The sequence below is a fragment of the Streptomyces sp. NPDC048255 genome, assembly GCF_040652415.1.
GTDB lineage: Bacteria > Actinomycetota > Actinomycetes > Streptomycetales > Streptomycetaceae > Streptomyces.
Genome location: NZ_JBEZMA010000011.1, coordinates 136,212 through 162,417 on the forward strand (window position 1 = coordinate 136,212; position 26,206 = coordinate 162,417).

At 72.4% G+C, this 26,206-nt stretch carries 24 protein-coding genes, 1 tRNA gene and 1 pseudogene; 12 read left to right on the forward strand and 14 right to left on the reverse strand.

The features are described 5' to 3' along the window. The first annotated feature begins 1 nt into the window (after window position 1). From AB0D94_RS12520 to AB0D94_RS12530, 3 genes are read left to right on the forward strand one after another with little or no spacing between them, the layout of a single operon-like run. Entirely contained in the window at window positions 2-2,503 is a 2,502-nt protein-coding gene (locus tag AB0D94_RS12520) for a phosphoribosyltransferase (RefSeq protein ID WP_362049950.1), read from the forward strand. After that, on the forward strand, window positions 2,500-3,330 hold the full coding sequence (locus AB0D94_RS12525) for an HAD family hydrolase (RefSeq protein ID WP_362049866.1): 831 nt from the start codon (window positions 2,500-2,502) through the stop codon (window positions 3,328-3,330). The genes AB0D94_RS12520 and AB0D94_RS12525 overlap by 4 nt, the downstream gene beginning before the upstream one ends. Continuing rightward, the gene (locus AB0D94_RS12530) at window positions 3,327-3,986 is read left to right on the forward strand and encodes a class I SAM-dependent methyltransferase (RefSeq protein WP_362049869.1); all 660 of its coding nucleotides are present in this window, start codon (window positions 3,327-3,329) and stop codon (window positions 3,984-3,986) included. The genes AB0D94_RS12525 and AB0D94_RS12530 overlap by 4 nt, the downstream gene beginning before the upstream one ends. Window positions 3,987-4,041: 55 nt before the next feature. Here the strand turns inward: AB0D94_RS12530 and AB0D94_RS12535 are convergent, their stop codons facing one another. The 3 genes from AB0D94_RS12535 to AB0D94_RS12545 all read right to left on the reverse strand — a co-directional run bounded on the left by AB0D94_RS12535 (window position 4,042) and on the right by AB0D94_RS12545 (window position 6,373). Next, window positions 4,042-4,260, reverse strand: coding sequence for a zinc ribbon domain-containing protein (locus AB0D94_RS12535; RefSeq protein WP_362049872.1), 219 nt, complete (start codon window positions 4,258-4,260; stop codon window positions 4,042-4,044). A 32-nt stretch (window positions 4,261-4,292) separates the two neighbouring features. After that, on the reverse strand, window positions 4,293-4,829 hold the full coding sequence (locus tag AB0D94_RS12540; protein ID WP_362049953.1) for a DUF4383 domain-containing protein: 537 nt from the start codon (window positions 4,827-4,829) through the stop codon (window positions 4,293-4,295). A 248-nt stretch (window positions 4,830-5,077) separates the two neighbouring features. Next, window positions 5,078-6,373: a hypothetical protein gene (locus AB0D94_RS12545; protein ID WP_362049875.1), complete on the reverse strand. Its 1,296-nt coding sequence runs from the start codon at window positions 6,371-6,373 to the stop codon at window positions 5,078-5,080. Between the two features lie 55 nt (window positions 6,374-6,428). Between AB0D94_RS12545 and AB0D94_RS12550 the strand changes: the two genes are divergently transcribed. From AB0D94_RS12550 to AB0D94_RS12560, 3 genes are all read left to right on the forward strand, one after another. Next, window positions 6,429-6,503, forward strand: a tRNA-Val gene (locus tag AB0D94_RS12550). 412 nt (window positions 6,504-6,915) lie between these two features. Beyond that, complete coding sequence (locus AB0D94_RS12555; RefSeq protein ID WP_362049878.1) at window positions 6,916-7,545, forward strand: hypothetical protein; 630 nt, start codon at window positions 6,916-6,918, stop codon at window positions 7,543-7,545. A gap of 26 nt (window positions 7,546-7,571) precedes the next feature. After that, window positions 7,572-7,796, forward strand: coding sequence for a DUF2277 domain-containing protein (locus tag AB0D94_RS12560; protein ID WP_362049881.1), 225 nt, complete (start codon window positions 7,572-7,574; stop codon window positions 7,794-7,796). Window positions 7,797-7,961: 165 nt separating this feature from the next. Here the strand turns inward: AB0D94_RS12560 and AB0D94_RS12565 are convergent, their stop codons facing one another. From AB0D94_RS12565 to AB0D94_RS12580, 4 genes are all read right to left on the reverse strand, one after another. Further along, window positions 7,962-8,480, reverse strand: coding sequence for a hypothetical protein (locus AB0D94_RS12565; RefSeq protein WP_362049884.1), 519 nt, complete (start codon window positions 8,478-8,480; stop codon window positions 7,962-7,964). Between the two features lie 298 nt (window positions 8,481-8,778). Further along, window positions 8,779-9,414, reverse strand: a complete 636-nt coding sequence (locus tag AB0D94_RS12570) for a VTT domain-containing protein (protein ID WP_362049887.1) — start codon at window positions 9,412-9,414, stop codon at window positions 8,779-8,781. Between the two features lie 362 nt (window positions 9,415-9,776). Beyond that, window positions 9,777-11,435, reverse strand: coding sequence for an alkaline phosphatase D family protein (locus tag AB0D94_RS12575; RefSeq protein WP_362049890.1), 1,659 nt, complete (start codon window positions 11,433-11,435; stop codon window positions 9,777-9,779). Between the two features lie 79 nt (window positions 11,436-11,514). Then, on the reverse strand, window positions 11,515-12,168 hold the full coding sequence (locus AB0D94_RS12580; RefSeq protein WP_362049893.1) for an HNH endonuclease family protein: 654 nt from the start codon (window positions 12,166-12,168) through the stop codon (window positions 11,515-11,517). Window positions 12,169-12,746: 578 nt separating this feature from the next. Here AB0D94_RS12580 and AB0D94_RS12585 point away from each other — a divergent pair. Beyond that, the gene (locus AB0D94_RS12585) at window positions 12,747-13,328 is read left to right on the forward strand and encodes a TMEM165/GDT1 family protein (protein WP_362049896.1); all 582 of its coding nucleotides are present in this window, start codon (window positions 12,747-12,749) and stop codon (window positions 13,326-13,328) included. A gap of 168 nt (window positions 13,329-13,496) precedes the next feature. Here AB0D94_RS12585 and AB0D94_RS12590 read toward each other — a convergent pair whose 3' ends face one another. From AB0D94_RS12590 to AB0D94_RS12600, 3 genes are all read right to left on the reverse strand, one after another. Further along, window positions 13,497-13,742, reverse strand: coding sequence for a hypothetical protein (locus tag AB0D94_RS12590; protein ID WP_362049899.1), 246 nt, complete (start codon window positions 13,740-13,742; stop codon window positions 13,497-13,499). 259 nt (window positions 13,743-14,001) lie between these two features. After that, on the reverse strand, window positions 14,002-14,685 hold the full coding sequence (locus AB0D94_RS12595; protein ID WP_362049902.1) for an HAD-IA family hydrolase: 684 nt from the start codon (window positions 14,683-14,685) through the stop codon (window positions 14,002-14,004). 135 nt (window positions 14,686-14,820) lie between these two features. Then, window positions 14,821-15,696, reverse strand: a complete 876-nt coding sequence (locus AB0D94_RS12600) for a peptidoglycan-binding domain-containing protein (RefSeq protein WP_362049905.1) — start codon at window positions 15,694-15,696, stop codon at window positions 14,821-14,823. Window positions 15,697-15,919: 223 nt separating this feature from the next. On the opposite strand from AB0D94_RS12600, the gene AB0D94_RS12605 reads away from it, so the two are divergent. Continuing rightward, window positions 15,920-17,989 carry an MFS transporter gene (locus AB0D94_RS12605; RefSeq protein ID WP_362049908.1) on the forward strand — a complete coding sequence of 690 codons (2,070 nt, stop codon included), beginning with the start codon at window positions 15,920-15,922 and terminating at the stop codon, window positions 17,987-17,989. A 61-nt stretch (window positions 17,990-18,050) separates the two neighbouring features. On the opposite strand, the gene AB0D94_RS12610 is transcribed toward AB0D94_RS12605, so the two are convergent. Beyond that, window positions 18,051-18,518: a GNAT family N-acetyltransferase gene (locus AB0D94_RS12610; RefSeq protein ID WP_362049956.1), complete on the reverse strand. Its 468-nt coding sequence runs from the start codon at window positions 18,516-18,518 to the stop codon at window positions 18,051-18,053. A 261-nt stretch (window positions 18,519-18,779) separates the two neighbouring features. Here AB0D94_RS12610 and AB0D94_RS12615 point away from each other — a divergent pair, with 261 nt between their 5' ends. Beyond that, window positions 18,780-19,175 (forward strand): nuclear transport factor 2 family protein, encoded by a 396-nt coding sequence (locus AB0D94_RS12615; protein ID WP_362049911.1) that lies wholly within the window; start codon window positions 18,780-18,782, stop codon window positions 19,173-19,175. A 102-nt stretch (window positions 19,176-19,277) separates the two neighbouring features. Here the strand turns inward: AB0D94_RS12615 and AB0D94_RS12620 are convergent, their stop codons facing one another. After that, window positions 19,278-19,613, reverse strand: coding sequence for an antibiotic biosynthesis monooxygenase (locus tag AB0D94_RS12620; RefSeq protein ID WP_362049914.1), 336 nt, complete (start codon window positions 19,611-19,613; stop codon window positions 19,278-19,280). Between the two features lie 120 nt (window positions 19,614-19,733). Between AB0D94_RS12620 and AB0D94_RS12625 the strand changes: the two genes are divergently transcribed. Continuing rightward, the gene (locus tag AB0D94_RS12625; RefSeq protein WP_362049917.1) at window positions 19,734-21,788 is read left to right on the forward strand and encodes a bifunctional glycosyltransferase 87/phosphatase PAP2 family protein; all 2,055 of its coding nucleotides are present in this window, start codon (window positions 19,734-19,736) and stop codon (window positions 21,786-21,788) included. 249 nt (window positions 21,789-22,037) lie between these two features. Next, window positions 22,038-22,970: a hypothetical protein gene (locus AB0D94_RS12630; RefSeq protein ID WP_362049920.1), complete on the forward strand. Its 933-nt coding sequence runs from the start codon at window positions 22,038-22,040 to the stop codon at window positions 22,968-22,970. 270 nt (window positions 22,971-23,240) lie between these two features. On the opposite strand, the gene AB0D94_RS12635 is transcribed toward AB0D94_RS12630, so the two are convergent. Further along, the gene (locus tag AB0D94_RS12635) at window positions 23,241-24,485 is read right to left on the reverse strand and encodes a cytochrome P450 (protein WP_362049923.1); all 1,245 of its coding nucleotides are present in this window, start codon (window positions 24,483-24,485) and stop codon (window positions 23,241-23,243) included. A gap of 243 nt (window positions 24,486-24,728) precedes the next feature. On the opposite strand from AB0D94_RS12635, the gene AB0D94_RS12640 reads away from it, so the two are divergent. Then, window positions 24,729-25,898, forward strand: a complete 1,170-nt coding sequence (locus tag AB0D94_RS12640) for a steroid 3-ketoacyl-CoA thiolase (protein ID WP_362049926.1) — start codon at window positions 24,729-24,731, stop codon at window positions 25,896-25,898. A 202-nt stretch (window positions 25,899-26,100) separates the two neighbouring features. Here AB0D94_RS12640 and AB0D94_RS12645 read toward each other — a convergent pair. Further along, window positions 26,101-26,206, reverse strand: a pseudogene (locus AB0D94_RS12645) (lytic transglycosylase domain-containing protein); the annotation flags it as partial.

Genomic DNA, 26,206 nt, shown 5'->3' on the forward strand with positions numbered 1-26,206 from the left:
GATCGAAGCAGTGTGGTCGGGAACCTGGGTCGCAGACCGGCTGGGCGTGCGCCTGGAAGAGGCCGCCGGGCCGGGCACACCGCGGCTCGCGGACCTGCTCGGGCTCGCGCTGCGGCGCAACCCCAAGCGGGCGCACCTGCTCGTCTCGCAGGTCCTGGGCAAGCACGTCCCGCAGTCCCCGCGGACCGTGTACGCCGCCGGGTACGGCCTCGGCGAACGCGTCCGCGCGCTGCTCGGCGACCAGGCCGCCTCCGCGGTGGTCCTCGGCTACGCCGAGACCGCCACCGGGCTCGGTCACTGCGTGGCCGACGGCCTGGGACCCGCCCCCTACCTCCACTCCACCCGGCGGCCCGTGCCGGGCGTGGAGCCCGCGGGCGGCTTCGAGGAGTCCCACTCGCACGCCACCTCGCACCTGCTGCTGCCCGAGGACCCCGATCTGCTCACCGGCAGCGGCCCGCTGGTCCTCGTCGACGACGAGTTCTCCACCGGCAGCACCGTCCTGAACACCATCCGCGACCTCCACGGCCGCCACCCCCGCTCGCACTACGTGGTCGTCGCCCTCGTCGACATGCGCTCCGCCGCCGACCGCGACCGGCTCACCGCCTTCGCCGCCGAGATCGGCGCCCGCGTCGACCTCATCGGCCTGGCCTCCGGCACGGTGTCCCTCCCGGAGGGGGTCCTGGAGAAGGGGCAGGCGCTCGTGGAGAAGTACGAGACCGGTGATGGTGAGCCTCACCTTGAGGTCCCGACCGGGGAAATCCAGCCCCTCCGGCGTTCCAGGAGCGGGGTCCGGGGCGGAGCTCCGGCAGACGGCCCCCGGCCGGTCACGCACATTCCACTCCACTGGCCCTCCGGGGTACCGGACGGCGGTCGCCACGGCTTCACACCGGGGCACCGGCAGCGCCTGGAGGCGGCCCTGCCGGAACTGACCGCCCAGCTCACCGCCGCACTCGGCGACAGGCCCGGCCGCGTCCTCGTACTCGGCAACGAAGAGCTGATGTACGCCCCGCTGCGCCTCGCCAAGGCCCTGGAGGAGACCGGCGCGGCCCACGAGGTCCGCTTCTCCACCACCACCCGCTCGCCCGTGCTCGCCGTCGACGACCCCGGCTACGCCATCCGCACCCGGCTCGTCTTCCCCGCCCACGACACGCCCGCCGACGGCCCCGGCGACCGGTACGCGTACAACGTCGCCGGCGCCGGTTTCGACACCGTCGTCGCCGTCGTCGACTCCGCCGGTGACACCCCCGAGCTGCGCGCCGGACTGCTCGCCGGCCTCGCCCCGCACACCGGCCGCGTCCTGCTGGCCGTCATACCTTCCTACGTACCCGACGTACCCGACGTACCCGACCGGCGGGAGCCGATCATGACCGAGCCCCTGCGCGGCCCCGCCTTCTCCTCGTACGCCCCCGAGGACGTCGGCTGGCTGCTCCAGGACTTCTCCGACGTCGAGCTGGAGGCCCCCACCGAGGAGCGCGAGGAGGCGATCCAGGCGGGCGGCGCCCACTACGCCGAATCGCTGCCCGTCGAGTACCAGCCGTCCCCGCAGTACCAGGAGCTCTACCGCAGCGCGCTCGCCGCCTCCGCGGCCCGCATGGCCCGGGCCGTCGGCACGGTCACCGAGACCGTCCTGGCCGAACGCTCCCCGTCGCCCGTCCTGGTCTCCCTGGCCCGCGCCGGAACCCCCGTCGGCGTGCTCATGCGCCGCTGGGCCGCCGCCCGGCACGGCCTCGACCTGCCGCACTACGCCGTCTCCATCGTGCGCGGCCGCGGCATCGACGCCAACGCCCTGCGCTGGCTGGCCGCCCACCACGACCCGGCCGACATCGTCTTCGTCGACGGCTGGACCGGCAAGGGCGCCATCACCCGCGAGCTGAAGGCCGCGCTCGGCGAGTTCCCCGGCTTCGACCCGGAGATCGTCGTCCTCGCCGACCCCGGCTCCTGCGTCTCGACCTACGGCACCCGCGAGGACTTCCTCATCCCCTCCGCCTGTCTCAATTCCACCGTCTCCGGACTCATCTCGCGTACGGTTCTGAGGTCCGACCTCGTCGGACCCGCCGACTTCCACGGCGCGAAGTTCTACCGCGAGCTCGCCGGGGCCGACGTCTCCGCCGACTTCGTCGCCGCCGTCGCCGCCCACTTCGACGACGTGGCCGAAGCCGTCGACGACGAGGTCAAGGAACTGCTGGCGGCCGACCGCTCGCCCACCTGGGAAGGCTGGGCGGCAGTGGAACGCATCAGCGAGGAGTACGGCATCCACGACGTGAACCTGGTCAAGCCCGGCGTGGGCGAGACCACCCGGGTCCTGCTGCGCCGGGTGCCGTGGAAGATCCTCGCCCAGCGGGGCGCCGGGGCCGACCTGGACCACGTACGCCTGCTCGCCGAGCAGCGCGGCGTCCCGGTGGAAGAGGTCGACGGGCTGCCCTACACCTGCGTCGGACTCATCCACCCCCGCTTCACGCGCGGCGCCACCGGCGCCGACGGAAAGGCTGTGTCCTCGAAGTGACCGTCCTGATAGCCAGCGACCTCGACCGCACGCTCATCTACTCGTCGGCCGCCCTCGCCCTGACCATGCCCGACCCGGAGGCCCCGCGGCTGCTGTGCGTCGAGGTGCACGAGAGCAAGCCGCTGTCCTACATGACGGAGACGGCGGCCGGCCTGCTGGCGGAGCTGACGGCCGACCCGTCGGTGGTCTTCGTCCCGACCACGACGCGGACCCGCAAGCAGTACCAGCGCATCCGCTTCCCCGGCCGCCCGGCCCGCTACGCGATCTGCGCCAACGGCGGCCAGCTGCTGGTCGACGGGGTCCCCGACCGGGACTGGCGCCGCCAGGTCGCCGCCCGCCTCGCCGAGGAGTGCGCCCCGCTGGAGGAGGTGCACGCCCACCTGCTGGCCACGGCGGACCCGGCCTGGCTGCGCAAGGCGCGCCTGGCGGAGGACCTCTTCGCCTACCTGGTCGTCGAACGCGACCTGGTCCCCGAGGAATGGCTCAAGACCCTGACGCGCTGGTCCGAGACCCGCGGCTGGACCGTCTCCCTCCAGGGCCGCAAGATCTACGCGGTCCCGCGCCCGCTCACCAAGAGCGCGGCGATGTACGAGGTGGCCCGCCGTACGGGAGCCACCATCACCCTCGCCGCGGGCGACTCCCTCCTGGACGCCGACCTGCTGCTCGCGGCGGACGTGGCCTGGCGCCCCGGCCACGGCGAACTGGCCGAAGCGGGCTGGACGGCGCCGACGGTGACGGCCCTGCCGACGGCGGGAGTCCTCGCCGGCGAGGAAATCGTCCGCGCATTCGCCGGGGAAGCCGCCAGGCTCGGCACACTGGGGGCATGACCAAGGGCAACAGCACCAAGATCACCGACGAGCTGTACCAGTACATGCTCGACCACAACCCCCCGCTGGACGAGATCCAGCGGGGGCTGGTGGCGACGACCTACGAGAAGTTCCCGGACGTCGCCGGAATGCAGTCGGCGCAGGAGCAGGGCCCGCTGCTGGCGTTCCTGGTCCGGCTGACCGGCGCACGCCACATCGTGGAGGTCGGCACCTTCACCGGCTTCTCCACCCTGTCGATGGCCCAGGCACTGCCCGCGGACGGCCGCCTCATCGCCTGCGACATCTCCGAGGAGTGGACGGCGTACGGGCGCCGGGCCTGGGAGGCGGCGGGCGTCGCCGACCGCATCGACCTGCGCATCGCCCCGGCGCTGCAAACCCTCCGGGAGATGCCCGCCGAACCCCACGTCGACCTGGCCTACCTGGACGCCGACAAGGAGAGCCAGATCGCGTACTGGGAGGAACTCGTGCCCAGGCTCCGCACCGGCGGCCTGATCGTCACGGACAACACCCTGTACCACGGCACGGTCCTCGACGAGTCGGCCACCGGCTCGGCGGCAGGGGTCCGCGCCTTCAACGAACACGTCGCGGCGGACCCCCGCATGGACTCCGTCCTGCTGGCGATCTCGGACGGCCTCACCCTGTCGCGCAAGCGGTAGTGCTGTCGTGTCGGGGCCGTCTCCCCAGGCTCCGGGCCGGCCGGTCCTCGCGGGATCAGCCGCAGCCGCCGCCACCGCAGCAGCCGCCCCCGCCCCCGCCGCCCATGGCGGGCGCGGGCGCGGCGCTGCTCCCGCCGACGGCCACGGCCGACAGCAGCTTGACGGTGTCGGCGTGGCCCGCGGGGCAGTCGGCGGGCGCGGAGGACTCGGCCATCGGCCGGCTGACCTCAAAGGTGTCGTCGCAGGTCCGGCAGCGGTATTCGTATCGAGGCATGCGGCTAAGACTAGAACGTTCTCCCGGAGGGACTAGAACGTTCTCCCCGAGGGGCGGGCGCGTTGCTCCCGGGCCGCCTGGTCCGGGTGCCGGGCACGCCAGTACGGATTGTCGTGCGGCAGGGCGCTGCCCACCCGCCCGTACATGCCGAACCACATCAGCATCACGCCGACGACGAAACTGAACAGCACGTTCTGGATCTTGAAGGCCAGGAAGTTCAGGCCCGTGTCCAGCAGCGCGAGATTCACGAACCCGCTCGCGATGAACAGCAGACCCAGCACGATGTTCAGGGTCGAGGCGAAGGTCCCGCCCACGACCGTCCCGTAGAACAGCAGCAGACCGACCACGATCGACAGGACGCTCAGCGCCCCGTTCGTGTTCAGCGTGAGGACCGTGTCCCCGCCGGTGTCGAAGAACCCGATCCGGTCGATCAGGCCCAGGATCCCGAAGGCGACCAGCAGCAGCCCGGTCAGCCCGGCACCGACCCGGTAGACCACGCTGAGCTTGTGATCGGCGGGCAGATGCTCGTCGAGCCGGGCGTTGACGGGGCGCAGCAGGCGTCGCAGGATCCCGTGGGAGACCGGTGGTTCGTGGGTCGGATAGGGCTCATGGGCAACGTACGGCGCGTAGTTCTCGTGGGGCTCGTGGCACCCGTAGAGCGCATGAGGCGCGTAAGACTCCTGCGGTGCCGGGGGCACCTGGGGTGCGCGGGGCGCACGGGACCTGCGGGAAGCGCGAGACCAGTGGGAAGCGTGGGCAGCCATACCGCCCTCCTCTGCTCGGTTCCAGCATCCGCCGCCCCCGCGGCCAGGACAAGTCAGCCCTGCCCGCGCTGCTCCCGGATCTCCGAAACCACCCGGTTCACCGCGACCCGCACGTCCTCCATCTCCTGGAGGAAGGCCCAGTAGTCCGGATGCCGCCCCTCCAGCCCCGCCAGGGCCCGGCCCACCCGCGCCACCGCCGCGTCCAGCGGCCCCGCGTGCCGCGGATCGGGCACACTGCGGCCCGCCATCGCCAGCCGCTGCGCATCCCGGATCGCGAACCGGGTCCGGTCCACCTCCGCCTGCGGATCCCGCGCCACCGCCTCCAGCCGCGTCAGCCGGTCCTGCGCCGCCGACACCGCCTCGTCAGTGGCGTCCAGCGAAGCCCGGACCGCCTCGATCAGCGCCCCTACGTCGGCCCAGCGCTGCTCCTCCCGCGCCCCGGCCGCCTCCCGCAACTGCTCCTCGGCCCGCGCGACATCCCGTACCGCCTCGTCCGGGACCTGCTGAAGGTCCTGCCAGCAGGCCGCGCTGAACCGTCGGCGCAGCTCGCTGAGGACCGGATCCACCCGGTCCGCGCGGTTGCGCAGCGCCTGCGCGCGCGTCCGCAGACTCACCAGCCGCCGGTCGATCTCCGCGGCGCGCTCCGGGAGACGCGCGGCCTCGGCCCGTATCGCCTCCGCGTCCCGCAGGATCCGGTCGGCGCGCTGCACCGTCGCCTGCACCCCGTGGAGCGCGGCCCCCTGGTTGAGCAGCGTCAGCTCGGGCCCGAGCCGGGCCAGCCGCACGGCCAGGTCATCGGCCCGCATCCCCTGGGCCCGCGCCCCGTCCAGCGCGTCGCTCGCCGCCAGCAGCGCCGCCCTGGCCCGCTCCCGCGCCGGAGCCACCCGCGCCAGCTGCGTCTCCGCCTTGTCCAGCAGCGGCTGCAACCCCTGCGCGAACCGGTCCAGCTCCGCCTTGACCCGCACCAGCTCCTCCCGCGCCCGGGTCAGCTCCTGCGTGGCCCGCGCGGCGACCGAGGCCTCCAGCTCCGGGCGGTCCAGATCGTGCGCGTCGACCGCCTCGATGTACACGTGGCTGACCTGGTCGATGCGCTGCCCGAGCGCGGTGAACCCCTCGCCCGCCTGCCGCGCGGCGGGCGACCCGTCCGCCGCGGCAATGGTCTCGACCGAGATCCGCAGATCCCGCTGCGCGCTGTCCAGCTCGTAGAACGCCGCGGCCGCGGCATCCTTCGCCGCCTGCGCGTCGGCCCGCCGACTCTCGTCCCGCCCACCGAACCAACGCCGGGATGCCGTCGTCACAATCCCTCTCCCGTGCCGCGTCCGCTCATGCCCCGCTCCATTCTCCCCCACAGGCACGGGTTTGCGTGGGGGGTAGGCCCGCCATGTAGGCTGTCCACTCATCCACGGGTGTGTAGCTCAGGGGTAGAGCGCTGCTCTTACAAAGCAGATGTCGGCGGTTCGAAACCGTCCACGCCCACCAGTACGAAGGCCCCCCGCCGGTCACGGCGGGGGGCCTTCGGCGTCGGCGGGTCCTGACGGCGGATCACCGCTCGGGCGGAGAGACGGAAGTGGACCTTCGCGGCCGGGGCGCCTGAAGAAGTGCGGAGGGGCCGGGTCCGGCGGACCCGCTGTGGCGGCCCGGCGCCGGCGTGACCTCAAGCCGCGAGCCCCCGGCCGGGGGGCGGGGGGCTGTGTGCGGGGGGATCAGGCGTTGGGGCGCTTGCCGTGGTTGGCCTTCTTCTTCTTGCGGGCGCGTCGCTTGTTGCCTCGCTTAGCCATGCTGCACCTCTCCCTCATCCGGGAACTGCCGTGCCTTCGTCAGTCTAGATTCAGCCAGGGGAGGCCGCATCAGCGGTCTTGGCCGGGCCGGGCCCGCGTGGGATCGTCGGCGCATGGGCGAGTGGCTCGCGTGGGGTGGGGCGGTCGTGGCCGTGGTCGCGGCCCTGGTGGTGCTGGAGCGGGCCGCCGGAGCCGGCTTCGAGCGGCGGCGCGCACAGGAACGGGCCCGGCTGCTGGCCCAGGTCCCCGCACCGGCTGCCGCCGAGGCGGCGGACCCGAAGTTCCACGACGTCGGAGGGGTCCCGTACCCAGCAGGCCAACTCGGCGCCAGCAGGGACGACTTCACCCCCCTCCTCGTCGAGTACTACGCCTACGGCCTGACCCAGGCGCGCAGCAGCTTCGCGACCAGCCAGCGGTTCGCCGGAGCGGGGGCCGCGATCCTGCTGTTCGGGGTGGGGCTGGCCGTGTGGAAGGCCGAGACCAGCGGAGACCTCTACCTGGGCGTCACCGCCAGTTCGGTGGGGCTGGTCGTGACCCTGGTCGGGCAGCTCTTCCACCGCCGGGCCGACACCGCGCTGCGGCACATGGCCGCCCAGACCGCCTCACTGCGCGACGACCGGCGGGCCGCCGAGACCACGCAGCAGGCCATCGCGCTCCTGGACGAGGTCGCGGACCCCGTGCTGCGGGCCCGGCTCCAGGCCGGGCTGATCATGAAATTGTCCGGGGCTGAGCTGCCCCCGTAGCGGGGCGGGAGCGGGATAGTGGGGGTATGTGCCGTTCCATTAAGACCCTGCGTCCGCCCGCCATCCCGGAGAAGGCCACCGAGGAGGAGATCCGCGCCGCCGCGCTGCAGTACGTACGCAAGGTGTCCGGCTTCCGGGTACCCGCCGCGCACAACCGCGAGGTGTTCGAGGAGGCCGTGGACGCCATCGCCGAGGCCACCCGGCTGCTGCTCGACGGAGTGCACGTACGGGGGCAGGCCGCCGCCGTGTGACGGCCTGCCCCCGTAGGGCTGGGTGGCTGGGCAGCCGGGCCGTCCAGGCCGGATGGTCGGGCCGTCGTGTGTTCGGGCCGTCGGGCCGTCGTGCCGGGGTCCGTCGGCTGTCGGCCGTGCGTCGGGCCGAGTGTGTCGGCGGCGGCCGTGCGTCGTGCCGGTGCGTCAGGCCGATGTGTGGGCGCGGCGGCGCAGCACCCACACCCCGCCGCCGAGCGCGACCGCGACCAGGGTGCCGCCCACGGCGATCTGCCCCGGGCTCATCGCACCCATGCTGCCGCCCGTACCGCCGCGCGCGGCGCCCGGAGTGACCTGGAGCGAGACGGTGACGCGCTGGCCGCCCGGACCGCCGCACTCGAAGGTGATGCGGTGGGTACCGGGGTTGGCGTTGTTGTAGACGGTCGCGCTGCCGAAGAGGTTGGTGGCCTCCAGATTGCCGGGGATCAGCTGTACGTCGCCGAAGGCGGTCGACGTGGCCCTCCCGGTCTTGGTGCCGCAGCCCGCGACATTGAGGCCGACCCGCCCGCCCGGGGCGACGGTGCTCGGGGTGACGGAGGCGGAGGGCGCGGCGTAGGCGACGGTGGCAGCGACGGGAGTGGCGGCGGTGACGACGAGGGCCGCGGCCGCGACCTGCATCAGGCGACGGGACACTGCTTGGGGCGTGGCGTGCGTCTTGGCGGGCATGGAGAGAACTCCTCGGCTCCTCGAAACGGCGCGGCCAGGGCACGGATGTGACGCGGATTCGGTTGCGCACCGTGCTAGGGACGCTAGGAGCCCGGCCCGGCGGCGGCGATCGGGGCCGGGTGAACGGGTGAGGCACTGCGCCACCCGGGGGACCCGTACGCGAGGAGACGACCCGCGGCCGGTCTCCACCGAGGCCGCGCGGCGGGTGAGGCACTGCGCCACCCGGGGACCGTACGCGAGGAGACGACCCGCGGGCGGTCTCCGCCGAGGCCGCGCGCGCCGTGGCGGGACGTTCCGGCTACGCGGCCGGGGTGGCGGCCGTGGCCGGGACCGGGCGGCGTACGAGGAACGCGGCCAGGGCGCCCGCCGCGAAGAGCGCGACGAGGGAGAGCGCGGTGCCGAGCCACTGCGTGCCGAGCCACTGGGTGCCGAAGTAGCCCAGGGCCACGCTGTAGCCCGCCCAGGCCATGCCGGCCAGGACCGACCAGGGCAGGAACTCCATCACCTTGCGGTGGGTCTTGCCCGCGCCCAGGGACACCACGGAGCGGCCCGCGGGAGCGAAGCGGGCGATCACGACCAGGGCCCCGCCGCCGCGGGCCAGGGCCGTGCCGAGGCGTTCGTGGGCCCGGGTCAGCCGACGGGAACGGGCGATGGCCCGGTCCAGCCGGGCCCCGCCGCGCCGGCCCAGCCGGTACGCGGCCATGTCGCCCAGCACCGAGGCGGTCGTGGCGATCACGAGCAGGGCCAGGATGTCCGGCACCTGCGTGGGCACCGGCACCGGTCCGGCAGCCCCGGCGGCCGCCGCGGCAGCCGCCGCGGTGATCACCAGCACCCCGCTCGGCAGCACCGGCAGGAAGACGTCGAGCACGACGGACAACGCCACCACGGCGTAGATCCATGGGCTCGTGGTCAGCGACCCCAGAGTCTCAAACAAAGCGGGACTCCCCAGTCCGGTTGACGTTCTGCGGCACGAAGCGCCGCGACGTCGCGGGGGAGCGGCAGGAGCGGCTTGACAGCCATACAGCGTACGCCTGGCGTTCGCACACCGGACGCCCGGGGCCGCTCCCGGGGCCACAGTGTGTCAGGTGCCGCCGTGCACGGGTGCGAACCCGTGCACGCCTCAGGTGCCCCACGCGTTCCGGGCACCTCCGCACCCGCGTTGGCCCATGGCTGTGCCGACGCCCGAGCCCGCACCTGTGCCAGCGCCCGTGCCCGAGACCACCCGTGCCCGCGCGGCCCGTACGGGCAGCCCCAGCGCCCGTGCCCACCCGTGCCCGCGGCCCGGGTGGGCGCCGCTCATTCCGCCGCTGTCAGGTCCCGGTCCAGAACCGTCACCAGCCGGGCCCGCTTCCGCTCCTTGCGCGCCTGGTCCAGCCGGAGCCGGGCCGTACGCCCCACCAGTGCCAGGGTCATCAGCTGGTTCCCGAACCACGGCCCACCCGTACGCCGCCAGCTCAACGGCGGCCGTCCCGTGCGCCCGTGCCGGGAGAAACCACGCCCCAGCCACCGCCCCGTGCGCGACCAGCCCAGCCGGAAACCCCACTTCACCGCCGTGTGGATGGAGTTGTGCACCGGCGAACACGTCAGCTGGAACACCCGCGCCGTACTCGGTATTCGGGGCTCGGCCACATACGCGTGATGCACGTCCCCCGACAGCACGCACACCGTCGCCGGAGCCCGCGGCCCCGTCCCCACCTCCTCGATCAGGTCCGTCAGCGCCGCGAACGAGGCCGGGAACGCCGCCCAGTGCTCCAGATCGCTGCGCCGTCGCAGGTTCTCCCCGATCCGGGCCCAGCGCGGCCCCCGCTCCCCGCGGCACAGCGCCGCGTTCCACGTCTCGGCGTCGTGGATCAGCGGCGGCATCAGCCACGGCAGCGAGGACCCGATCAGCAGGTGGTCATAACTCCCGTGCCCCGCCAGAGCGTTCTCCCGGAGCCACTGCTGCTCCACCGGATCGAGCATCGCCCGCCCGTCCTCCGCCAGGACCCGCGCTGCCCGGGTGTCCACCATCAGCAGCCGGTTCCGCCCGAAGTCACGCCGGTAGCTCCAGCGCACCGTGCCCGGGTCGGCATCCGCCCGCGCCGCGAAGGCGCGCAGCAGATCCGTACCGTCCGGGGACTCCCGTACCGCCCCGTACAGCTCGTCGGACGCGAGCTCGGCGGGCGAGAGATTGCCCAGGTGCTGGTACACCCAGTACGACATCAGCCCGCTGAGCACCCGCTCCCGCCACCACGGCGTCGCCCGCATCTCGGCCAGCCACGCCGCGCTCGTGTTCCAGTCGTCTATGACGTCGTGGTCGTCGAATATCTGCAGGCTCGGCACGGTCGACAGCAACCAGCGGATCTCCGGGTCCAGCCAGGACTCGTAGTAGAGCCGGGTGTACTCCTCGTAGTCCGCGACCTGCGCTCCGGGCGCCTCCCGCAGGTCCCGCCGCGCCGCCAGCCACTGCCGGGTGTCCTGCGACAGCGCGTCCGCGTACACCTGGTCGCCGAGCAGCAGCAGGACGTCCGGGCGCACCGCCTCCGGATCGGCCGCCAGCTGCGCCGCGAGGGTGTCGAGCGCGTCCGGGCCGTGCGGCCCGTGCCGGCCGGGCGGCGGTACGGACTGGCGGCAGGAGCCGAACGTGACGCGCAGCCCGGACGCGGGCCGCCCGGGGCCCGACAGGGCCGGCGAGGTGATCGTGCTCGGCGGGAATCCGCTGTCGGGCAGCGGCCACACCCGGACGCCGTCGAGCAGCACCTCGTACGCCGTCGACGTGCCCGGGGTCAGGCCGGTCACCGGCACCAGGGCGTAGTGGTGGCCCTCTATCTGGAAGGTGCGCACGCTGCCGCCCGCCCCGTCGGCGCACCGCACCTCCGCCGTGCACGGGCGGTCCGCCTCGACCCATATCGTGGCCGAACCGCCCGTGTCCCAGTCGACGTAGCGCAGCAGTGGCCCCAGCCGCAGTCCGGCCATGGCTCCCCCTCCTTCGTGTCCCCTGTGATCACGGTACGACGGGGAGCGGGAGCTGCGCCTCCCCCTGGCGGGGGAGAGGTCAGCAGCCGTTCAGGATGTTGGTCAGGGCCGTCTTCTCGCCGGAGTCCATGCTCAGGCCCCAGTACTGCTTCACGTGGACCCACATCCGGGCGTACGTGCAGCGGTAGGCGGTCCGCGGCGGCAGCCACTTGCCGGGGTCGAGGTCGCCCTTGGCCTGGTTGACGTTGTCGGTGACCGCGATCAGCTGCGGGCGGCTGAGGTCGTTGGCGAACTGCTGGCGCTTGGTCGTGGTCCAGGAGTTGGCGCCGGAGCGCCAGGCCTCGGCGAGGGCGACGACGTGGTCGATGTCGAGGTCGGAGGCGGCGGTCCAGGTGGCGCCGTCGTACTCGGAGTACCAGCTTCCGCTGACCGCGGCACAGGCGGAGTCCTGGACGACGTTCACGCCGTCCCGCTTGAGGACGGTCTCGCGGGTGTTGCAGCTGCCGGAGACGGTGCTCCAGTGCGGGAAGAGGTCGCGGCTGTAGCCGCTGGTGGACCCCTCCGCCTTCGGCGTGACCGTGGCGAGGTAGGAGCGGGCGGCGGCCGCGCTCATCGGGGTGGGCGGGGCGGCCGCCGCGGTCGGGGCGTTGACGAGGGAGGTGAGGGAGGCGAGTACGACTGCTGACGCGAGCACGCCAATTCGACGCGCGTAGACGGCGGGTATGAGTGCCATGAGGGCTCCCTGGTTGCGGGGGGTGTGGCCGTACGGCCCCGGCGGGGTGCGGCCATGCTGCTGGCGCCAGGTTTCGCGGGGATGGGCGCCGGGTGACAGCTTGGCGACATGGGCACGTCACATCAAGCCGGGCAACCGGGCTTGTTTAAGGGGAAGTTGAAATTCCGCACCTGGGGGGTGAGCGCCCGAGGCGCTGACCAGGGGACGGAGACCGGGCAGCACCGAACCAGGGAGCTGCCGCCGTCCGCGCCGGGCTGGGGGGAGCCTCAGGGGCCCGGCCGGGACCAACGGCCCATTCCGGACGGTCCGCGGCGTCGAGTACGCTTGCCGGAGCAGAAGGGGAGTAGCTCTTCGCCGGACCGTCGACATACTGCTGGGTCACACCAGCCGGCGCCCGGAGGCAGGCCGCGGACAGCGGCCGGCCAGCGAGACCTTCGGCCGCAGTGTCCTGTTCAGGTGTGGGCGCGCGCATGCGCGCGTACGCCAGCCAGGGCGCCGCCGAGCCGAAGCGACCCCTGACACTCCCCAGGTCTTTCGGTGCCGATGGCGTCCTGCCCGACCGATTGAGGTTCCACCCCGTGTTCAGCTTCAGCGTCACGGCGATCGCCTTCGGCGTCGTCTTCCTCGCCGAGCTCCCCGACAAGACGGCCCTCGCCGGACTCATGCTCGGCACCCGCTACCGCGCCTCGTACGTCTTCGCCGGGGTCGCCGCCGCCTTCGCCGTGCACGTCGCCCTCGCCATCGCCGCGGGCAGCGTCCTCACCCTGCTGCCGCACCGGCTCGTCCAGGCCGTCGTCGGCCTCCTCTTCCTCGCGGGCGCGGCGATGCTGCTCCTGAAGAAGAACGACGAGGACGAGGAGGTCAAGCCGCCCGCCGACCAGTCCTTCTGGAAGGTCTCCGGGGCCGGCTTCATGCTGATCCTGGTGGCCGAGTTCGGCGACCTGACGCAGATCATGACCGCCAACCTCGCCGCGCGCTACGACAACCCCGTCTCCGTCGGCGTCGGCGCGGTGCTCGCCCTGTGGGCGGTCGCGGGCATCGGCATCCTGGGCGGGCGCACCCTGATGAAGTACGTGCCGCTGCGGCTGATCACCAAGATCGCGGCCGCCGTGATGGCGGCACTGGCCGTGTTCTCGCTGTACGAGGCGATCGCGGGCTGAGCGGGCTGGGCGGACTGAGTCCGACCGTGGCCTGGGCCCGACCGTGGCCTGGGCCCGACCGCGGCCGGGCCCGGCCGCGGCGCGTCGGCCGCTCTGGCGTACGTACGCAGCACAGGGGCAGTTGACGCAAATCCGTCAACTGCCCCTGTGCTGTTCCGCTGCCCGGTGTCAGTGAGCGCCGAGGTGGGCGAACTCCGCCCACTCCTTCTCGCCTTCCTTCGAGCAGTTCGAGGTGTAGACAGGACCGAACGGCGCCGGAACGGCGGCGGTCGACGCGCAGGTGGACGCGAAGGCCTTGTGCCCGCCGGAGAAGTAGTCGATGTCGAGACCGTCGTCGGCCAGCGCCGCTCCGGCGCCGCCCAGCAGGATGCCGGCGGCCAGGACAGACGCGGTCAGGGCAGAGCGCATACGCATGAGAACTCCCGATAATCGCTGGATGACGCGCCAGAAGAGGAACGCGTCACCCGTTGAACATCACGGGCAAGTCACGGGAAACGGCATGTCACTCCAATGGCCGGGGAACGGAAACGGAGCGCCCGGCAAGGACCGCGGCCGCCGACCCGATGGGCCGGTTTCCGGGTCGACGAGGCCGACAGGGCCGCGGTTGGCGCCAACGCTTTCCCTGGGCGCCGTCGGCCGCCCCGCCCCTGCTACGTCACCCAGGGCGGGCCCGTCAGGGCTGCGGGTGCAGGGTGATCCGGACGGAGCCGTCGGGGGTGGCGGTGACGCGCAGGGCCGTCAGGTCCGGGACGTGGGCCGTCGGGGCGTGGGCGGCGGCGCGCGGGCCGACGCCGATCACGCGCATGCCCGCGGCCTGGCCGGCGGCGATGCCCGCGGCGGAGTCCTCGAAGACGATGCAGTCGGCCGGGTCCACGCCCAGCGCGGCGGCGCCCTTGAGGAAACCCTCGGGGTGGGGCTTGCTGGCCCGGACGGACTCGGCCGTGACCCGCACCTCGGGCATCGGCAGGCCGGCGGCGGCCATCCGGACCCCGGCGAGGGCGGCGTCGGCGGAGGTGACCAGGGCGTGCAGGAGGCCGTCGAGCGAGGCCATGAACTCGGGGGCGCCGCCGACGGGCACCACCCCGTCGGTGTCGGCGGTCTCGCGGGCGAGCATCACCGCGTTCTCCGCGTGGTTGACCTCCATCGGGCGGTCCGGCAGGAGGACGGCCATGGTGGCGTAGCCCTGGCGGCCGTGGACCACCTTGAGCGCCTCCTGCGGGTCCAGCCCGTGGGAGACGGCCCACTCGCGCCAGCAGCGTTCGACCACCGCGTCGGAATTGACGATGGTGCCGTCCATGTCCAGGAGCAGGGCCTTGGCGGTCAGGACGACGGGTGCGGTGGTGGTGCTGGCCGACATGTGCGGGGCTCCAGACGGGGCGGGAAAAGAGAACAAGTGGTTCCGTCCACCGGTCAGGGATTGAGGACGGAACCACTTTGTTCCCACAGAATACAAAATGTGGGGCGGTTCGCGCCACTCGCGGGAGTGTGAGCCCTATCCCTCCAGCGCCTGGCGGGTCGGGGGACCGTAGACGCCCCACTCGTCGTCGATCTCGTTGTCGTACTGGAAGGTCGACACCGCGTTCTCCACCCGCCAGTCGAACTTGCCGTGGAACCTGCCCTGGTACAGCCCCTGAGCCGCCAGCAGCCGCTGGAGCTTCTCCACCTCCGCGCCCGAGTCCCCGTACCGCAGGGTCGGACCCTGCGGTACGGGCTTCGGCGGCGCGGAACTGGCGGAGCGGCTCGCACTCGGCGACGGACTCGACGACGGCGGGGCAGAGGAGCGGGAAGCGCTCGGCGAGGCGGACGGCGAGGCGGAGGGCGAGGGCGACGCCGAAGCGGAGGCGCTCGGGGAGGCCGAGGCCGAGGGCGACGCGCTGCCCGTCGCCGCGGACGGGGATCCCGAGGGCCCGGCCGGAGCCGCGCTCGCCGCGGGCGCGGCCGACGGCCTCGCGTCCAGCAAGGTGACCTCGCTGCCCGACGAACCCGGCAGCACCCACAGCGCCAAGGCCGTCCCCCCGAGCCCGATCATCGCGGCCGCGGTGATCATCAGGGGCAGCACGCTCTGCGCAGCACGGTTGGTCCGCTTCCTGGGGCCCCCGCCCCCGCCCCTTCTGCCTCTACCTCCTGCGTCGGCCGTGCCGCCGGGTTCCGTGGCCGCTTCCGGGACCTGCCCGAGGCGGGCCGTGTCGGCCGGGTGCGGCGCGTACGCCGGGCCGTCCGGCCACGGCTGCTGCACCGGCGGTACGGGTATCCCGTACGCCGGGGTGTGGCCCTGGCCCGGATCCGGGGCCACCACGCCCAGCATCGGCGGCAGTGGCGCCGGTGCCGGCGCCGGGTCCTCAGGCTCGACCGGGTCGGGCAGGCTCACGTACGGGCGGATGCGCAAGGGGTTGAAACCCGCACCCGGCGCACACCCGCAGGCGGCAGCGACGGCGCCGCAATCTGGACAGTGCTCACGGTTCACTGGAATCCCTCCCCTGGCAACTGCCTGCGATTATGCAGACCCGCCGGGGCCCTCCCAACCCTCCGAGAGGCCATAACCGGACACACCGCTCAGGATGGAGATGTTGATCCTGCCTGAGGAGGAGTCGATGGCTCAGGATGTGACCACGGAGGCTGTGGACCCCGGTTCCGGTCCGCACCGGTCCGGACCTGCCGAGCACACCTCCCGCGAAGTGATCGTCTCCATCGGCGCCCTGCTGCTCGGTCTGCTGATCGCCGCACTCGACCAGACCATCGTCTCCACCGCCCTGCCGACCATCGTCAGCGAGCTCGGCGGCATGGCCCACCTCTCCTGGGTCGTCACCGCCTACATGCTCGCCTCCACCGCGGCCACCCCCCTGTGGGGCAAGCTCGGCGACCAGTACGGACGCAAGAAGCTCTTCCAGTACGCCATCGTCCTCTTCCTCATCGGCTCGGCCCTCTGCGGCCTCGCGCAGGACATGCCCCAGCTGATCGGATTCCGCGCCCTCCAGGGCCTGGGCGGCGGCGGGCTGATCGTGCTGTCGATGGCGATCGTCGGCGACATCGTCCCGCCCCGCGAACGCGGCAAGTACCAGGGCCTCTTCGGCGCCGTCTTCGGAGCCACCAGCGTGCTCGGCCCCCTGCTGGGCGGACTGTTCGTCGACCACCTGTCCTGGCGCTGGGTCTTCTACATCAACCTCCCCATCGGGCTCGTCGCGCTCGCCGTCATCGCCGCCGCACTGCACATCCCGGCGCGCTCCTCGAAGCACACCATCGACTACCTCGGCACCCTCCTCATCGCCTCCGTCGCCACCTGCCTCGTGCTCGTCGCCTCCCTCGGCGGCAACACCTGGGCCTGGGGCTCGGCCCAGATCATCGGCCTCGCCGTCCTCGGCGCCGTACTGCTCGTCGCCTTCGTCCTCGTGGAGCGGAAGGCCGCCGAACCCGTCCTGCCGCTGAAGCTGTTCCGGATCCGCACCTTCACCCTCTGCTCGGTGATCAGCTTCGTCGTCGGTTTCGCCATGTTCGGCGCGATGGTCTACCTGCCGACCTTCCTCCAGGTCGTCCAGGGCGTCTCACCGACCATGTCCGGCGTCCACATGCTGCCGATGGTGGTCGGCATGCTGATCTCCTCCACCGCCTCCGGGCAGATCGTCAGCCGCACCGGCCGGTGGAAGGTCTTCCCCATCGTGGGCACCGCCGTCACCGCCCTCGGGCTGCTCCTCCTGCACCAGCTGCACCGCACCAGCTCCACCTGGGAGATGAGCGCCTACTTCTTCGTCTTCGGCGCCGGACTCGGCCTGGTCATGCAGGTCCTCGTGCTGGTGGTGCAGAACGCGGTCAGCTACGCCGACCTCGGCGTCGCCACCTCCGGTGCCACCTTCTTCCGCTCCATCGGCGCCTCCTTCGGCGTCGCCATCTTCGGCACGATCTTCACCAACCGGCTCGACGACAAACTGAGGGCCGCCCTCGCCGGTGTCCCGCTGCCGCCCGGGGTGGACGTCGCGCGGCTGGAGGCCGACCCCCGGGCCGTCGGCGCACTCCTCGCCGAGGTGCGCCCCCGCGTCCTCGACGCCTACGCCGGCTCCATCACCGACGTCTTCCTCTACGCGGTGCCCATCGTCCTCATCGCCTTCGTGATCGCCTGGTTCCTCAAGGAGGACAAGCTCCGCGGCTCGGTCACCGCACCCGATGTGACCGAGACCCTCGCCTCCAACCCCGTCGAGCGCTCCTCGCGCGACGAGGTCGCCCGCGCGCTGTCGGTCCTCGGCACCCGCGAAGGCCGCCGCCACGTCTACGAGAAGATCACCGCGAAGGCCGGCTACGACCTGCTGCCCGCCGCCAGCTGGCTGCTGCTGCGGATCAACAAGTACGGCTCCACCGAGCCCGCGATGCTCGCCGAACGCACCATCGTGCCGCTGAAGGCCATCACGGACGCCGCCCGGCAGACCGAGGAGCGCGGGCTGGCCCGCCGCGAGGGACTGGCGCTGGTGCTGACCGACAAGGGACGCGAGGCCGCCGGCAAGCTCGCCGCGGCCCGGCAGGAGTCCCTCGCCGAGCTGCTCGGCGACTGGTGGGGCCCCGAGCGCCCCACCGACCTGGTCGAACTGGTCGCCGAGATCAACGAGGAGCTGTGCGGATCCGACGACGAGGAGCCCTACGACGCCCCGCCGCGGCGCGACCACGCCCTGCACTGACCGCGCCCGGCATCGACCGCGCCCGGCATCGACCCCGCCCTGCACCGACCGCGCACGCCCGTCAGACGAGGCGCTTCTCGAACCAGTGCTGTGCGTACGGGCCGGAGTTGTAGGCGGGTATCTCCGCGTACCCGTGGCGCGCGTACAACGCGCGGGCCTCCACGAGGTCGGACCGGGTGTCCAGCCTGACCCGCTCGGCGCCCATCGACCGGCCCGCCTCCTCCAGGACCTCGAGCAGCGCCGCCCCGCCGCCGGTGCCGCGGGCGCGCTGGTCGACGTACACCCTGGTGAGCTCGGCGGTGGCCGGGTCGAGCAGGCGTATCCCGCCGCAGGCCAGAGCCGCGCCGTCGAGGCGCCCGACGACGAACAGTCCGGCCGGCGGCACCAGGCCGTCGTCCGGGAAGTCCTGGAGCCCCTGGTCGATCTCGGCCTCGGTGACCGGCCGCTTCCAGAACCGGCCGGCGATGTCGGCGAAGTAAGCACGACGCAGGGCGGTGGCGTCCGCGGTGTCGAAGGACTCCGGGGTCACCGTCCACGACGCCGGCGTGGTGGCGGTCGCCGTGCCGGTGTCCGTACCGGTCTTCGTGCAGGTCGCCGTACCGGTCTTCATGCCGGTCGCCGTGCCGGGCGTCGTTCGGGTCGTCGTGGTTCCAGAGGCTGCGGTGATGATCGCTTTGCTGTCCATGACGTCATTGTGGAGTCCGTGCCGGATCGGTGGCGTGGAATATCCACAGGGGCGGGCCGATGATAGGAAAAGGACAAACCGCCCACAGGGAGAGTGTGAACCGACATGTCGGAGCATCCGGACTGTGCCCTGATCCGCCGCGGCTACGAGGCCTTCGGCAAAGGAGACATGGAGACGCTGAGCACGCTGATGACGGCCGACGTCATCCACCACGTGCCCGGCAGCAACCCGCTGTCGGGGCACCACAAGGGGCGCGAGGCCGTCCTCGACCTCTACCGAAGGCTCGGGGAGGAGACCCACGGCACCTTCCAGGTCGAGCCCCACGCGGTCCTCGCCGACGGCCGCGGCCACGTCATGAGCTTCCACACCGTACGGGCCGACCGCGGCGACCGGGGCATCGAGATCCGCGGAGGCCTCTTCTTCACCATCATCGGCCACAAGATCACCGATATCGACGAGTGCACCGAGGACATCGACGAGAGCGACGCCTTCTGGCGCTGACTCCTGGCGCTGACTCCCGGAGTGACCTTCTGGAGCTGAGCCCCCACAACACGCCAAGGGGCCCGGGTCGCCGACCCGGGCCCCGGTGTACCGATCCGCCGGTCAGGCCTGCTTCGGCGCCGCCTGCTGCACGACCTCGAACGACCACACCGACGAAGCCGAGGTCGCGGGCTTGGGGCGCTCGCCGCCGCCCGCACCACCGCCGCCGCCTTGGTGCGCCGCCTTCATCGGGCCCTCCATCCACGCCTGGAAGTCCTCCTCGGAACGCCACCGCGTGTAGACGAGGTACTGGTCGGTGCCCTCCACGGGCCGCAGCAGCTCGAACCACTCGAACCCGTCCGAACCCTCCACGGCACCCGCCCGCGAGGCGAAGCGCTGCTCCAGCACCTCCCGCTGCTCGGCGGGGACGGTCAGCGCGTTGATCTTCACGATGCTCATGCACGCCATCCTAGGTATCCCGCGGGAGATAACCTCGTCCCAGGTAATCAAGTGGTGCATGAAACGCGGCAGCCAGGCGAAGTCAGGGTTGCGGTCAACACGGCGGGAGGCCGGCGAGGCGTGGCTAACGCGGCGGAGCACAGTGGTGCGAACGGACATGCCGGGGTCATAGGCGATAGTGGCAGGCTGGGGGCGGCGCGCCTGCTCCTGTGGGCGCTGGCGGGGGCCCTGGCCGTCAGACAGGCCGCCGCCGTGCTGCGCGTGCCTCCCGGTGAGTGGCTCAGCGGGTTCCACCTCCCAGGCAGTCTGCCCGGGTCGCTGTACGACGCCGGGCAGTTCACCGGGACCCCCTTCGCAGGGCTCGTCCTCAAGCCGCTGACCGGCTTCGCGGCCCCCTCCCTGGAGGTGGCCTGGACCTGCGTGACCCTGCTGTTCGTCGCCGCCATCGGGCTGGTCGCCGCGCGGGCCCTGCCCGACCCGGTCCCACGGCGCACCGCGCTGCTGGCCGCGCCCGTGCTGGTCGCCCTGATGATGGTCTCGCTGCCCGTGCGCGAGGCCGCCTCGCCGGGACAGACCGCCGTGCTGCCGGTGCTGCTGGTGCTCCTGGCCGTCTTCCGGGTGCCCGGCGACCGCCCCGCGGGCTTCCTCATCGGCCTCGCCGCGGCCCTCCAGCCCGCCCTGCTGCTCTTCGCCCCCCTGCTGTGGCTGTCCGGGCGCCGGCCCGCCGCCGGGGCCGCCGCCGCGACCTTCGCCGGGGCCACCGCCCTGTCCTGGGCGGCCATGCCGCGCGACTCCTGGACGTACTGGGCCGAGCACCTGGCCGGAGCGGGCCTCGGCGGCGCGCCCGACAGCCTCGCCAACCAGTCCGTGCACGGGGCGCTGCTGCGCCTCGGCCTGACCGGACCCGTCGAGATACTGCTCTACGTCGCCCTCGCGGCCGCCATCGCCTGGATCGGCCTGCGCCGCGCCGTCCGCTACGCCCGCGACGGCCAGCTGCTGCTGGCCGTCGCCGTCACCGGCTGCGTGGCCGTCGCCGTCTCCCCGGCGGGCTGGCGCCACCAGCTGCTGTGGGTCCTGCTCGCCGTCGCGGGCAAGGTCGGCAAGCGGGCCGCGGACCGGCCCGTGTGGCCGGTGGCCGTGGTCCTGGCCATGACCCTGCCGAGTGCGGTGCTGCTGCCGAACCTGGCCGCGCTGGCCCCCGTACGCGACAACGTGCTGCTGCTCGCCGCGCTGGCGGCGGCCTGCGCCGTGCCGTTCCTGCCGCGCTCGTCGCCGTACTGGCGCGAGCCCGTGCCGACCGCGTACGGGCGCCCGGCCGAGGCCCGCTGGGCGCGGGTGCCGCTGCTGCCGTTCTGGCGGCGCGTGCTGTCGCGGCCCAACCTGCTGCTGGAACTGCTGCTGATACGGGTCGGGTACTCGCTCTACTCGCACATCCGGGCCGCCGCGCCCACCAGCCGCAGCCTCGCCGAGGGCAACGGCAGCCAGATCCTGGGCATCGAGCGGGCGCTGGGCCTCGACATCGAGCACGCCGTGAACCATGCCGTGGTGAACACGCCCTGGCTGGAGGCCTTCTTCAACTTCTACTACACCTCCTTCCACTTCGTCGTTCCGCTGACGATCCTGGCCGTCCTGTACTGGCGCCGCCCCGGGGACTACCGCTGGGCCCGCGCCTCCCTCGGCCTGGCCACCGTCCTCGCCCTCATAGGCTTCTGGCTCTACCCGCTCGCACCGCCGCGCCTGATGCCGGGCCTCGGCTTCGTCGACACCGTCCACGGGCCGCAGGACCTGGCCAACCCGTCGTACGGGGCCATGACCGCGATCTCCAACCAGTACGCGGCGATGCCCTCGCTGCACTTCGGCTGGTCGCTGTGGTGCGGCATCGTGATCGTCGTCCTCGCGCCGAAGGGCTGGCAGAAGCTCCTCGGGGCGCTGCACCCGCTGATCACGGTCTGCGCGATCGTCGCCACCGCCAACCACTGGGTGCTGGACGCGGTCGGCGGGGCGGTCGTCGTGACGGCGGGCTTCGGGCTCGTGTACGCGCTGTCCGGGCCCCGTGGCCTGCAGGTGAGCCTTCCGGGCCAGCGGACGCCGTCGGACCCGGCCAAAGCCGAGGCCGTGGGCGAGTCGGAGGCCGGGGACCGGGTGCGAACGCCCGCCCGCTCCGGGCCGGCGTAGCGCCACCCGAGCCTCGTCCGTACGCACCGCAACGCCGCCGGGCCCCGCAGACGGGGTCCCGGCGGCGTTGCCGTACCCGGGCCGGCGGCCGGAGCCGAGATGCGAGGGCGCCGGATCCCGCGCACGATGATCAGGGGGGCGTCCGACCGTTCGGGGGAAGCACCGGTCCGCCGCCCCGGCGGACGGTGAGGGGGAATCCGCTGCACCCCGATGCCGCACGGGTCCGAGTGCGAGGAAAAGGGGAGAACCATGAGGAAATCCCTGGTGGCCGCACTTGTCACCGCCGTGACGGCCGTTCTGTCGGTCGGCCCGGGTACGCCCGCGACCGCCGCTTCGGAGTTCTGCGCGCGGACAGCCCCGAACAGCTCGATCCTGTTCTACAGAGAACTGACCGGCGCGGCTGTGACCGGCACCCTCGAGGCCGGGCGCTGGCAGCAGAAGGCGGCGCTCACCCTCCCGGACGGCTACACGAGCGCCGCCGTGAGCCGTGACTCGCTGCTGCTGTGGGACGCGTTCAGCGGAAAGGGCGAGAGCGGCACGTTCACGGAGGGCAAGTACACCCGCGTGAAGGCCTTCGACGACGACGCCTTGGACGGGTGGCACTCTGTGACGGCGTCGGGTGACTCCGTGGTCTTGGGGGAGCTGTCGGGTGACGGTGTGGTGATGGGCAGCTTGAAGAACGGCGTGTACCAGCAGGTGCGAGATTACGGCGACATCGGTGAAGACTGGTGGCTCGTGGGCAGCTCCTGCGACACGATGGTCATCGTGGAAAGCACGGAAGAGACGGCAGGGGACTTCCGGTTCTCCCTGACGTACGGGACGCTCCAGAACGGCGTCTACACGCAGGTCGGATCAAGGGACGAAGACGCGTACCTGTCAGACCTGGTGGCAATGAACGGGGACCTGATCGCGACCAAGGACTCCGTCATGGCCGCCTTCTCGGAGACAAAAACCGAGTTCGTCTCCAAAGTGGGCACGGCGACCGACGGCAAGGTCAGTGCTCTCCGCGACGGCGGCAGCTCCGCACGGTTCGAAACGGTGTCCCGGACCGCGGACAGCGTGATCTTCTACAAGGCCGGCGGGACCGCCCGGACCGCGACGCTGAGCGGGGGCCAGTTCGCCGCGGTCGGTCCGCTCGCCGGGATGGCCCAGGGCTGGGGCATGATCGCGGGCGGCGTGTAGCGGCAGCCGCGCACAGGCCGCAGGGGCGCCGGGGCCAACGGGCCCCGGCGCCCCTGCGGTGGATCGCCGCGTCCTGTCAGGATCGGGCACGGGCGGCGCTCCCGCCACTCGGGCGGGAGGGGTCACGCCGCCGCCCGGACCGTGGCCGAGGTCGTGCACTCCGCCGACGGCGAGGTCGTGGCGGCAACGTGGTCGGCGGCGGCCGGTGACCGGCGGGCGGCAGGGGCCGGGGCGTGGGAGGGGTGGCCCCTGCCGTGCTCGGGTCTCGGGTCAGGGGTGGCTGACCCGGAGTTCCTTGATGCCGTTGAGCCAGGCCGCGCGCAGGCGCCGCGGGTCCTCGCCGGTCAGGCGCAGATCGGGCAGGGCGTCGGCGAGGGCGTTGAAGATCAGGTCGATCTCCATGATCGCCAGGGATTTGCCGAGGCAGAAGTGCGGGCCGCCGCCGCCGAAGCCCAGGTGCGGGTTCGGGTCGCGGGTGATGTCGAAGGCGCCCGGGTTCTCGAAGACCTCGGGGTCGTGGTTGGCGGAGGAGTAGAAGAGCCCCACGCGGTCGCCCGCCTTGATCTTCTGGCCGCCCAGTTCCGTGTCCTGGGTGGCGGTGCGCTGGAAGGACACGACCGGGGTGGCCCAGCGCACGATCTCCTCGGCCGCGGTGGAGGGCCGGGTGCGCTTGTACAGCTCCCACTGCTCGGGGTGGGTGAGGAAGGCGTGCATGCCGTGGCTGATCGCGTTGCGGGTCGTCTCGTTGCCCGCGACGGCCAGCAGCAGCACGAAGAAGCCGAACTCGTCGGAGCCGAGGTTGCCCTCGCCCTCGGCCGCCACCAGCTGCGTCACGATGTCCTTGGCCGGGCACTCCTTGCGCGCGGCGGACAGGTTCATCGCGTAGCCGATGAGCTCCATCGCCGCCTCGGAGCCGACCTCTTCGGTGATCGCGTACTCCGGGTCGTCGTAGGCGATCATCTTGTTCGACCACTCGAAGATCCGCGACCGGTCCTCCTGCGGTACGCCGATCAGCTCGGCGATGGCCTGGAGCGGGAGTTCGCACGCCACCTGCGTGACGAAGTCGAAGCTGCCGTCGGCCGAGGCCGCCACCGCCTCCTCGACGATCTTCCGCGCCCGGTCCCGCAGGGCCTGTTCCAGCCCGCGGATGGCCCGCGGGGTGAAGCCGCGCTGCACGATCTGGCGGACGCGCGTGTGCTCCGGCGGATCCATGTTCAGCATGATCAGTCGCTGGGCATCTATCTGCTCACGCTGGATGTGCTCGTTGAAGCGGATGATCGCGGTGTTGGTGGTGGAGGAGAAGAGCTCCGGGTGCGTGGAGACGTACTTGACGTCCGCGTGCCGGGTCACGACCCAGTAGCCCTCGTCGTCGAAGCCGGTGACGCCCCGCCGCTGCGGGCACCACCACACCGGCACGGTCTGCCGCAGCTCGGCGAACTCCGGGAGCGGGACCCGGCTTTGGAGCAGGTCGGGGTCGGTGGCGTCGAAGCCTTCGGGCAGCGCGGGACAGGGCATCGGGGCAACTCCAAAGTCTGACGGAGCATCAGAAGTTGGCTTGAAGGTAGTAACGAGTTCTAGAAGTGACAAGGGTCGGGGCGTCAACTGTTGCGTGTGGAATCCGTGCAGGCCGCGTGCAAGACCCTTGCGTGACGGGGCTCCGGGTCATAAGACTGCGGGGAGAACTAGAACGCGTACTAGTTCAGGGCGGGGCGCCGGGACGGCCCGCCGCGCTGGCGCTGTGCAGGAGAGGACGAGCTCATGGCCGCGGAACCCGTCATCGTCGAAGCCGTACGCACCCCCATCGGCAAGCGCGGGGGCGCGCTCGCCAACCTCCATCCCGCCTACCTGCTCGGCGAGACCTACCGCGAGCTCCTCGCCCGGACCGGAATCCAGCCCGACTGCGTGGAGCAGATCGTGGGCGGCACCGTCACCCACGCCGGCGAGCAGTCGATGAACCCCGCCCGCAACGCCTGGCTGGCCATGGGGCTCCCGTACGAGACCGCCGCGACGACCGTGGACTGCCAGTGCGGCAGCTCGCAGCAGGCCAACCACATGGTCGCCAACATGATCTCCGGCGGGGTCATGGACATCGGCATCGCCTGCGGCGTCGAGGCCATGAGCCGGGTGCCGCTGGGCTCCGGATCCAAGCACGGCCCGGGCAAGCCCTTCCCGGACGAGTGGAACGTGGACCTCCCGAACCAGTTCGAGGCCGCCGAACGGATCGCCCGCCACCGCGGCCTGTCCCGCGAGGACGTGGACCGGCTCGGCCTGCTCTCCCAGGAACGGGCCGCCGCCGCGTGGGCCGAGGAACGGTTCAAGCGCGAGACCTTCGCCGTGCAGGTGCCGACGACGGAGGAGGAGCAGGCCGCCGGGCAGGGCATGTGGCGGCTGGTCGACCGGGACGAGGGCCTGCGGGACACGAGCATGGAGGCGCTGGCCCGGCTCAAGCCGGTCATGCCGACGGCCGTGCACACCGCCGGGAACTCCTCGCAGATCTCCGACGGGGCCGCCGCCGTGATGTGGGCCTCACGCAAGATGGCGCGCGCCCTCAAGCTCAGGCCGCGCGCCCGGATCGTCGCCCAGACCCTGGTCGGCGCCGACCCCCACTACCACCTGGACGGGCCGATCGACGCGACGCGGGCCGTGCTCGGCAAGGCCGGGATGTCGCTCAAGGACATCGACCTCGTCGAGATCAACGAGGCCTTCGCCTCCGTCGTCCTCAGCTGGGCCCAGGTCTTCGACCAGGACCTGGAGAAGGTCAACGTCAACGGCGGCGGCATCGCACTCGGCCACCCCGTCGGCGCCACCGGCGCCCGGCTGATCACCACCGCGCTCCACGAGCTGGAGCGCCGCGACAAGGAATTCGCCCTGGTCACCATGTGCGCGGGCGGCGCGCTGGCGACCGGGACGATCATCCAGCGCCTGTGAGCCCGTGGGGGGCGTCCCGCCGGTCAGGCAGGACACCCCCTACGGGCGGCGCGCACCGAGCCCAGTGGGATGGGAAGCCGAAGGCCCCGGGGGCCGGACCTGGGGAGGCCGGCCACCGGGGCCTTCGCATGCGTGCGGGGCTGCTGCGCCCCATGCGTGTGGGGGCTGAGCGCCCGCTGAGGCGTCTGCTGCCGCTGGTGGTTTAGTACCAGTGGTTGTTCTGCCAGAAGTTCCAGGCGCCGACGGGGCTGCCGTAGCGCTCGTTCATGTAGTCCAGGCCCCACTTGATCTGGGTGGCGGGGTTGGTC

Excerpts from the sequence above, each read along its gene's own strand:
- AB0D94_RS12530 (WP_362049869.1), top strand. The coding sequence starts at position 3,327 with ATGACCAAGGGCAACAGCACCAAGATCACCGACGAGCTGTACCAGTAC.
- AB0D94_RS12535 (WP_362049872.1), bottom strand. The coding sequence starts at position 4,260 with ATGCCTCGATACGAATACCGCTGCCGGACCTGCGACGACACCTTTGAG.
- AB0D94_RS12555 (WP_362049878.1), top strand. The coding sequence starts at position 6,916 with ATGGGCGAGTGGCTCGCGTGGGGTGGGGCGGTCGTGGCCGTGGTCGCG.
- AB0D94_RS12560 (WP_362049881.1), top strand. The coding sequence starts at position 7,572 with ATGTGCCGTTCCATTAAGACCCTGCGTCCGCCCGCCATCCCGGAGAAG.
- AB0D94_RS12565 (WP_362049884.1), bottom strand. The coding sequence starts at position 8,480 with ATGCCCGCCAAGACGCACGCCACGCCCCAAGCAGTGTCCCGTCGCCTG.
- AB0D94_RS12575 (WP_362049890.1), bottom strand. The coding sequence starts at position 11,435 with ATGGCCGGACTGCGGCTGGGGCCACTGCTGCGCTACGTCGACTGGGAC.
- AB0D94_RS12580 (WP_362049893.1), bottom strand. The coding sequence starts at position 12,168 with ATGGCACTCATACCCGCCGTCTACGCGCGTCGAATTGGCGTGCTCGCG.
- AB0D94_RS12590 (WP_362049899.1), bottom strand. The coding sequence starts at position 13,742 with ATGCGTATGCGCTCTGCCCTGACCGCGTCTGTCCTGGCCGCCGGCATC.
- AB0D94_RS12595 (WP_362049902.1), bottom strand. The coding sequence starts at position 14,685 with ATGTCGGCCAGCACCACCACCGCACCCGTCGTCCTGACCGCCAAGGCC.
- AB0D94_RS12605 (WP_362049908.1), top strand. The coding sequence starts at position 15,920 with ATGGCTCAGGATGTGACCACGGAGGCTGTGGACCCCGGTTCCGGTCCG.
- AB0D94_RS12615 (WP_362049911.1), top strand. The coding sequence starts at position 18,780 with ATGTCGGAGCATCCGGACTGTGCCCTGATCCGCCGCGGCTACGAGGCC.
- AB0D94_RS12620 (WP_362049914.1), bottom strand. The coding sequence starts at position 19,613 with ATGAGCATCGTGAAGATCAACGCGCTGACCGTCCCCGCCGAGCAGCGG.
- AB0D94_RS12630 (WP_362049920.1), top strand. The coding sequence starts at position 22,038 with ATGAGGAAATCCCTGGTGGCCGCACTTGTCACCGCCGTGACGGCCGTT.
- AB0D94_RS12635 (WP_362049923.1), bottom strand. The coding sequence starts at position 24,485 with ATGCCCTGTCCCGCGCTGCCCGAAGGCTTCGACGCCACCGACCCCGAC.
- AB0D94_RS12640 (WP_362049926.1), top strand. The coding sequence starts at position 24,729 with ATGGCCGCGGAACCCGTCATCGTCGAAGCCGTACGCACCCCCATCGGC.